The 7,456-nt window shown below is 70.1% G+C and carries 9 protein-coding genes and 1 pseudogene; 3 read left to right on the top strand and 7 right to left on the bottom strand.

The window, feature by feature from the left end; genetic code table 11:
* Positions 1-475, bottom strand: a 475-nt coding sequence (locus G3N96_RS36605; protein ID WP_206140249.1) for an AraC family ligand binding domain-containing protein, incomplete at its 3' end; no start/stop codon positions are given.
* 170 nt (positions 476-645) lie between these two features.
* On the opposite strand from G3N96_RS36605, the gene G3N96_RS36600 reads away from it, so the two are divergent.
* A complete protein-coding gene (locus G3N96_RS36600; protein ID WP_124578603.1) occupies positions 646-1,479 on the top strand; it encodes a molybdenum cofactor biosynthesis F family protein in 834 nt (277 codons plus the stop codon).
* On the top strand, positions 1,476-2,285 hold the full coding sequence (locus G3N96_RS36595) for an SDR family oxidoreductase (RefSeq protein WP_206140247.1): 810 nt from the start codon (positions 1,476-1,478) through the stop codon (positions 2,283-2,285). Before G3N96_RS36600 ends, G3N96_RS36595 begins: the two co-directional genes overlap by 4 nt.
* A 278-nt stretch (positions 2,286-2,563) precedes the next feature.
* Here G3N96_RS36595 and G3N96_RS36590 read toward each other — a convergent pair whose 3' ends face one another.
* The 6 genes from G3N96_RS36590 to G3N96_RS36565 form a co-directional block, all read right to left on the bottom strand.
* Positions 2,564-3,256 (bottom strand): dihydrodipicolinate reductase, encoded by a 693-nt coding sequence (locus G3N96_RS36590; RefSeq protein WP_206140245.1) that lies wholly within the window; start codon positions 3,254-3,256, stop codon positions 2,564-2,566.
* Positions 3,257-3,416: 160 nt separating this feature from the next.
* Entirely contained in the window at positions 3,417-4,184 is a 768-nt protein-coding gene (locus G3N96_RS36585; protein WP_206140243.1) for a DUF4410 domain-containing protein, read from the bottom strand.
* A gap of 366 nt (positions 4,185-4,550) precedes the next feature.
* Entirely contained in the window at positions 4,551-5,897 is a 1,347-nt protein-coding gene (locus tag G3N96_RS36580; protein ID WP_206140242.1) for an ATP-binding protein, read from the bottom strand.
* Entirely contained in the window at positions 5,897-6,610 is a 714-nt protein-coding gene (locus G3N96_RS36575; protein WP_039361014.1) for a response regulator, read from the bottom strand. Before G3N96_RS36575 ends, G3N96_RS36580 begins: the two co-directional genes overlap by 1 nt.
* A gap of 43 nt (positions 6,611-6,653) precedes the next feature.
* Positions 6,654-6,959 carry an EF-hand domain-containing protein gene (locus G3N96_RS36570; protein WP_206140240.1) on the bottom strand — a complete coding sequence of 102 codons (306 nt, stop codon included), beginning with the start codon at positions 6,957-6,959 and terminating at the stop codon, positions 6,654-6,656.
* A gap of 94 nt (positions 6,960-7,053) precedes the next feature.
* Entirely contained in the window at positions 7,054-7,251 is a 198-nt protein-coding gene (locus G3N96_RS36565; protein ID WP_277399479.1) for a hypothetical protein, read from the bottom strand.
* 16 nt (positions 7,252-7,267) lie between these two features.
* Between G3N96_RS36565 and G3N96_RS36560 the strand changes: the two are divergent.
* Positions 7,268-7,456, top strand: a pseudogene (locus tag G3N96_RS36560) (AMP-binding protein); the annotation flags it as partial.

The raw sequence follows: 7,456 nt of genomic DNA, 5'->3' as shown, positions 1-7,456 counted from the left end.
CCGCCGGCAGCGTGCGGTTCGCGTGCCGGGCGAGCAGCCCGGCGACGAGCATCACGAGCGCTTCGTCGCGGGCGAGCGGCTGGGATTTCCCGGCGACGATGCGCGCATGCAGCCGGCCCACCGAGGCTGCGAGCCGCGCGTCGCGCACCGCCGGATGCGCCAGTTCGACGCCGCCGAGGCCTTCTTCCGCCGCCACGCCCGCGACCAGCGCGGGTGCGAGGTACAGCATTCGCCAGCGCCGGCCCGTGCCGGCCTCGATCGGCGAGCCGTCGTGCATCTCGCCCGGGTTGACCATGATCGCGTCGCCGGCCAGTGCGTCGACCTGCCCGCGACCGCTCCACGACCGGTGCGCGCCGCTGACGATCACACCGACCCCGAATTCGTCGTGCGCGTGGCGCGGAAATGCACGGTCGGATTCGAGGCTGATTGCCTCGATGCCTTCGTCGGTCCGTCGGTAGTGAGTGACGCGGTGCATGTGCGCTCCTCGCGCCGGGCGCGGCGCGGATGTCGTGCACTTTAGCGCGTTCCGGCGCCGCGCGCCCTTCATCCTTTTGGCCGATACCGCGCGGCGCGCGCAGCCCGCACCATGTGCACATGAGCAGCGTACACGGCCCGCCGGGCCTGAAGCTGCGCGGGAGACGGCAGGTGGAACGACAGGATCCGGTATTCATTCAGGTTGGCGCGCTCGCGGACGGCTTCGCGCCGGAAGCGAACATCCTCGCATCCGTCGACGCGCTCGTCGGGCGGACGCTTGCGCTCGACGACGCATCGGGCGCGTGGCGCGTCTATACGTTCGAGCCCGGCGCATTGCAGTGGCGCGATGCGGCGACCGACGCGGGCGGCCGCGAGCCGTGCCGCGTGACGCGGCTGCGCGACGGGCTGTACTTCGTCGACTACATCGATTCGGCCGCCCGCGCGACGTCGGTCAGTCTCGTGATCGATCTCGACCACGGCGTATGGACGTCGGTCGTCGGCGCGCTGCCGACCGAAGCCGACACGCGTATCGACGCGTTCACACGGGTTGCGCGCGGGTTGCCGCTGACGGGCGTCGAGGCCGAGTTCCGGCATGGCACGCTCGGCGGTCACACGCAACCGGGGCCGTTGCACGGGCCCACGCGCGAGCTGATCGGCAAGCGGACGATGTATCGCTACAGCCCGACCGAATGCTACGAGCACATCTATCTGAACGAGAATTTCTACGCGTGGCAGTGCCTGCAGGGTGTCGAAGGCGGGCTGGCCGATGTCGACCGCTGTCATTACTTCAGGATTGCGGACGAACTGTATCTGTTCGTGTGGCGCGAAAAGGTGGTGCCCACGCTCGGCGTCGTGCTGATCGACCTCGCGCAACGCAAGACCGACGGCAAGATCTTCGGCTATCAGGGCGGCGATTTCGGCACGCTGTCGAACTTCCCCGTCGGCGCGCACGCGCAGGTGCTGAACGAAACCGTGCATCCGCTCGGCGGCGAGGCGCAGCGATGAATGCCGTGCCGGGCAGCGGCCGCCTGCGGGCGGATTTCAGCGGGCGCGTCGTGCTCGTCACGGGCGCCGCGCAGGGGATCGGCGCGGCGATTGCACGCCGATTCGCGGAATCCGACGCGTTCGTCGCGCTTGCCGACCTGAACGGCGAGGCGGCCGCCGCGCAGGCCGACGCGCTCGCGAGCACGGGCGGCGAGGCGCGCGCCTATCGGGTGGATGCGGCCAGCCGCGACGAACTGGGCGCACTGGTCGCGGCGGTCGAGCGCGACGGTGGCCGGCTCGATGTGGTCGTCCACAATGCCGCGTATTTTCCGCTGACGCCGTTCACGCAGATCGACGAGCCGACGCTCGACCGGACGCTGTCGGTCAACCTGTCGGCGCTGTTCTGGCTCGCGCAGGCCGCGTTGCCGGCATTCGGGCGCGCGGGAGCGGGGCGGCTGCTCGTCACGTCGTCGGTGACGGGGCCGCGTGTCGTGTATCCGGGGCTCGCGCATTACGCGGCGTCGAAGGCCGGCGTGAACGGCTTCATTCGTGCGGCCGCGCTGGAGCTCGCGCGCCGCAATGTGACGGTCAACGGCGTCGAGCCGGGCATGATCCGCACGCCGGCGGCCGGCAATCTCGGCGACGCGTCGGTCGCGGCGCAGATCGCGCGCGACATTCCGCTCGCGCGGATGGGCGAACCGGAAGATATCGCGAACGCGATGCTGTTTCTCGCCTCGGCGGATGCCGCTTACATCACGGGGCAGACGATCGTCGTCGACGGCGGTGCGACGTTGCCCGAGAGCGGGGCGGTGCTTGGCGGTGAGTGACGGTGGACGGGGCAACGACCGGTGGAACAGGGCGGGTCCGGCGGCCCGCTGCGCGTTCGGAGGCTTCCACCCGGGGCTTCCGCGCAGGCGTCAGTCCGGCGTCCCGTCATGGTCCCCGAGCGGCCGGTCGGGCCAGTCCACCCAGCATGGCGGCCCGGGTGTCGCGGATCGGGCGATCGACGACATCGTCGGAAATCAGCGTCGAACTACTTCCGGCGTTGCGCAAATGAACGTCTCCGACGCCACGCGCGCGTGCCGCCCGCCGCGCATCGCCGCGACTACAGCCAGCCGTTGCGGATGAATTCGACGATCGAATAGCGGCGGTGCTCGAGATCGTGCTGCCGAACGGCGTCGACGATGCGCGACACGCCGTCCGCGTAAGGTGTCGCGCCCACCACGCGCGATTCGAACTGCAGGCTGCACGCGCCGTCGTCGATGCGGATCCGGTGAATCGCGTGGCGGCCGAGCTGATCGTCGGCGACCGCGAATTCGCTGCGCTGCACGTCCGGGTCGCGCACGGAGCGGATGTCTTCCGGCCGCACGCCGAGCGACTGGCCGATCCCGACGGCCGTGCCGGGGACGGACGTCTTGCCGGCCTGGTGCGACTCCGTCAGGCTGATCCGGCAGTCGTGAAACAGGTGGCCGCTGGTTTCCAGCATGCTCATGAACTTGAGCATCAGGATGTTCGTGTTCGGACACAGCACGACCGGGAAAGCGTGCGAGCCGGTTTCGAGCGCGGAGCCGGTCGACAGCTCGACGAGTGGCGATCCGGTGGCCGCGCAGAACGCGATCACGTCGGAGAGTTCGCGGCCGGAACCGGCATGCACGACGATTGTTCGGGCGTCGCTGCGCTGCGCATCGTCGCGCGCGCTGTCCGACCAGGGGATCACGCGGCAGGTGGCCGGGTCGAGCCGGTGCGCGTGGAGCAGTTCGCTGGCCAGCTTGCCGGTTCCTACGACGAGTACTTGCATGACATTGACGGATTGAAGTTCAGGATTCGGGACGGGACATGATGCGGGCCGTCGGGTGGCTCGGCACGGTCGCGGCGCGTGGCGCCGGACCGGCCTCGCGCATTATGCCCGGCCGAACGTCTGCGTGCCCGTCGGGCCTCGCAGGCGGCGGCCCGGTGCGTCAGCTCGCCGACACCGTCGGCAGCCACGCATTTGCCGCGTTCTGCGTCGCGAGTTGTGTCGCGATCGAGCGCGCGAGGCGGTCCGTATCGGACGCCACCGTGTCGTGCTTCACTTCCGACACGCCATGCAGGCCGGCGCCAACCGCTGCCGACGTCGCGAGGCGGCTGGCCGCCGCGCCGACCCCGGCGGTTTCGACCATGCCGGGCAGGTGGCCGCTGTTCGCGCTGGACGAGAACGTGCCGAGCGGCTGCGGCGCGCCATGCGCCGGCTGGAACAGCACGGTGACCGATGCCTTCACTTCGCTCTTGCCCGCGCCGAGCCCGATCAGCGTGCGGCGGCGGCGGTTGCCCGCGTCGATCGACTCGAACCGGCCTTCGACGACCAGCGCGTCGCGTCCGTCCGGCACCGGGCCGCGCAGCGCGGGGATGCCTTGCGACCGGAGTTCGCGCACGAGTGCGTCGGCGAGCTGCTCGCGAGTTTTCAGCGCGCTCTGCTGGCGCTGCACGTCGGCGGACGATCCGCTCGCGAGGGTCGCGATCTTGCTGATCATCCCGCCGTCGACCTTGACGTCGGTCGTGTCCACGCCGAACGTGGATACATACACGACGTCCGCATGAACCTGCGGCTGCGTGCGAGTTGCCGGCGCGGCGCTCATGGACGTGGTCGCGGTCGATGCGCAGCCGGTCATCGCGAGGGTGCCGGCGATCAGCGCGACACTGGTCAGACGTTTGGCGTGGGCGGCAAGTGCGTGAAGGGAAGAAAACATGTCGATCTCCGTGGCCTGGATGAGGTTGCCGATACTGTCGCGGCATTCAGGAACGCGAACGATCGGAAGCGGGGCGTGATCGCTGGCGGGGGAGAGGTTTCATGCCGTTGCGCAACACGCAGGCGCAAGTATGCGGAGGTCGGGCATGATGCGCCACGCAGGAATTATGTCGGCGCATGTCACGTGCCGTGGTGCGCGGATACGCGAGGTCGTGTGGCTGGGAGGCGGGCGGGTAGGCAGTCGGGAAAAAGGCCAGACGGCAGACGGTCAGACGGCCGAGCCACACACGGCACACGGCACACGGCACACGGCACACGGCAGGCAGCAGGGCAGGTAGCAGCCAAAGGCCAAAAGCCGAACAGCCCGTCACACCGACATCGACCGCCGCACCGCCCCCGACGAATCGAGCGGCAACGCGACGACCGCCTCCAGCCCGCCGCCATCCCGGTCGCGGAACGTCAGCGATCCGCCGTGCAGGCGGGCGATCCGCTCGACGATCGCGAGTCCGAGGCCCGTGCCGCCCGCATGGCTGCGCGCGTTCGCCCCCCGGCTGAACGGCGCCTTGAGCCGTTCGAGTTCGGCCGCGCCGATACCGTTGCCGCGATCGCTGACCACCGCATACGCGATGCCGCGCTCGGCCCACGTCCGCACGCCGAGCCCCGTCCGGCCATAGACGACCGCGTTCTGCATCAGGTTCATCAGCAGCCGCATCAGGCTGATCGGACGGAACGCGAACGCGGGCACCTCGCCTTCGTCGAAATCGAATTCGTGGCCGAGCCCCGCGAAATCCGCGACGAGCTGGCCGATCAGCGCATTCAGGTCGCCGGTTTGCGGCGTTTCGCGCTCGCCGCTGCCCGCATAGTCCATGAATTGCTGCAGGATCGTATCGATCTGGTCGAGGTAATGCTCGGTCGACGTGGTGAGCGCGTCGTGCGTGCCGCGCGGCAGCGCCATCGCGATCGCCAGGCGCAGCTTGGTGAGCGGCGTGCGGATGTCGTGCGACACGCCGGCCAGCATCAGCGAGCGGGTCGCGTCCGCCTGTTGCAGCGCGTCGGCCATCTGGTTGAACGCGCGGCTCACGTCGGCGATTTCGGTCGGGCCGTCGGTGGGCAGCGGCGGCGGGCGCTCGCCCGCGCTGACGCGCTGCGCCGCGCGTGCCAGCGCATCGAGCGGCCGGTTCAGGTGGAGCTGGATCAGGTAGCCGGTCAGCGCCGCGAGCAGCGCCAGCCCGACCGACAGCACGAGCGCCGTCGTGATGCCGCTCGCCTGCGCGTCGGCGGCCATCGGCAGCGGCACCCACACGGGCGAGCCGGCCACGTGCAGGCGGATCCACAGGCGCTCGTCGTCGCCCGATTGCCAGCGCGCGGGGAGGTCGGGCGGCAGGTGGCGTTCGAGCGCCTGCATGAACACGTCGCGCTGCCAGGTGCGGAAGAAAGCCGCCAGGTTCGGCGTTTGCGGCGGTGCGGCGGGCGGCAATGCGGGCTGGCCGCCGAACTGCGCGATGACCGCGCGGCCGGTGTCGGGCGGCAGGCCGGCAAGCGTGCGGTCGAGCAACTGCACGTAGTCGGAGAAGACGATCGAGGCCCGCTCGATGCGCGGGCGCTGCACGTAGTGCAGCAGCACGGTGAGCGAACAGGCGAGCGACAGCGCGACGAGCGCCACCAGCAGCGCGATGTTGCGCGCGAGCAGCGAGCGTGGCAGCGGGATGCGCATCACGACTCGATGCCGGCCACCAGCATGTAGCCGATGCCCCAGACGGTCTTGATGAAGCGCGGCTTGCCCGGGTCGTCCTCGACGATCTGCCGCAGCCGCAGGATCTGCACGTCGACGCTGCGGTCGAGTGCGTCATGGTCGCGGCCGCGCGCGCGGGCGAGCAGGTTCTCGCGGCTCACCGCGCGGTTCGGCGACGAGCCGAGCGCGTGCAACAGCAGCATCTGCGCCGAATGGATTTCCACGGGGGTGCCGTCGCGCATCAGCGTCTGCTGGCCGACGTCGAACGTGAACGCGCCGAACCGCAACCGCTGCGACGTGACCGTCGGCTCGCCGGCCGCCATCTTCTGCCGCCGCAGCAGCGCGCGGACGCGGGCCACGAGTTCGTCGGGAAGAAACGGCTTCGCCAGGTAATCGTCGGCGCCCGTCTCGAGGCCGACGACCTTGTCCGCGGCGTCGCCTTTCGCGGTGAGCATCAGGATCGGCAGCGTCTGGCCTTCGGCACGCAGGCGCCGGCACACGCTCAGGCCGTCCTCGGGCTCCATCATCAGGTCGAGCACCAGCAGGTCGTACGGTTCGCGCTGCAGCAGGCGGTCGAGCCGCTTGCCGTCGGCGACCGCGCGCACCTGGAAGCCGTGGCCGGTCAGGAAGCGCTGCAGCATGTTGCGCAGCTCGGCTTCGTCGTCGAGCACGACGATCCTGCAGGACTGTTCCATCGCTTGCCTCCCGGTGCGTGCGCGGCCGGATCGTCGTGCGGGCTCAACGGGCCGCCATGCGCTGGCGCATGAAACCGGCGAGCTGCTCGAGCGTGACGTAGCCGTTGTGCTGCGTGTCGATTTCGTCGAAATGCTGCGCGACCATCGGCATGCCCGCGGCGGCCTGCTCGCGGGTGAGCTTGCCGTCGTGCGTCGTGTTCGCGCTGGCGAAGCGGGTCTGCAACTGCATCAGCGCACGTTCGACGCGTGCACCGCCGTTCGCCCCGCCGGGCGGCACCTGCTGGGCCGACGCTGCTGCTGAGACGATACACAAAACGACGACGGCAATCATCTTCTTGATGGACTTCATGGGGTTTCTCCTTGCGTGGCCGACGGTCGGCGCCGGCCGGGTGGTTGATGAAACGGATGGAAAACGAAACGAAGCGAAACGAAGCGCGTCCGGGTTACGCCCAGTGCGCCGGCACCCACACGCGGCCGGCCCAGTGGGCGGGCACCCAGATGACGGCGCGCGGCGGATGAGCGACATACACGGCGCGCGGCAGCGGCGGCGCGAGGTACAGGACCTTCGGCGGCGGCGGAGCGACGTAGACGACGCGCGGCGCGGGCGTGACGACGACGGCCTTCGGCGGCGCAACACGCACGACCTTCGGCGGGGGCGGCGGCGTGGCGAATGACCGCGCACTCGGGGAGCGCGTCGAGAGGGTGAGGGGCTGGCCGGCCGTCGAGGGCTACGGCCTGACCGAGTGCTCGCCGATCGTCACGATGAACCCCGTGGACCTGAACGACATGGCCGCGTTCAGCGGTTCGATCGGCCTGCCCGCGCCGTCCACCGTCGTGCGCTTTCGC

The sequence above is a fragment of the Burkholderia sp. Se-20373 genome (assembly GCF_017104705.1).
Classification (GTDB): Bacteria; Pseudomonadota; Gammaproteobacteria; order Burkholderiales; family Burkholderiaceae; genus Burkholderia.
Note: the sequence above shows the minus strand (reverse complement) of the source record. Positions and strands in the feature narration are given on the sequence as shown.

Excerpts from the sequence above, each read along its gene's own strand:
- G3N96_RS36575 (WP_039361014.1), bottom strand. The coding sequence starts at position 6,610 with ATGGAACAGTCCTGCAGGATCGTCGTGCTCGACGACGAAGCCGAGCTG.
- G3N96_RS36595 (WP_206140247.1), top strand. The coding sequence starts at position 1,476 with ATGAATGCCGTGCCGGGCAGCGGCCGCCTGCGGGCGGATTTCAGCGGG.
- G3N96_RS36570 (WP_206140240.1), bottom strand. The coding sequence starts at position 6,959 with ATGAAGTCCATCAAGAAGATGATTGCCGTCGTCGTTTTGTGTATCGTC.
- G3N96_RS36585 (WP_206140243.1), bottom strand. The coding sequence starts at position 4,184 with ATGTTTTCTTCCCTTCACGCACTTGCCGCCCACGCCAAACGTCTGACC.
- G3N96_RS36590 (WP_206140245.1), bottom strand. The coding sequence starts at position 3,256 with ATGCAAGTACTCGTCGTAGGAACCGGCAAGCTGGCCAGCGAACTGCTC.
- G3N96_RS36580 (WP_206140242.1), bottom strand. The coding sequence starts at position 5,897 with ATGCGCATCCCGCTGCCACGCTCGCTGCTCGCGCGCAACATCGCGCTG.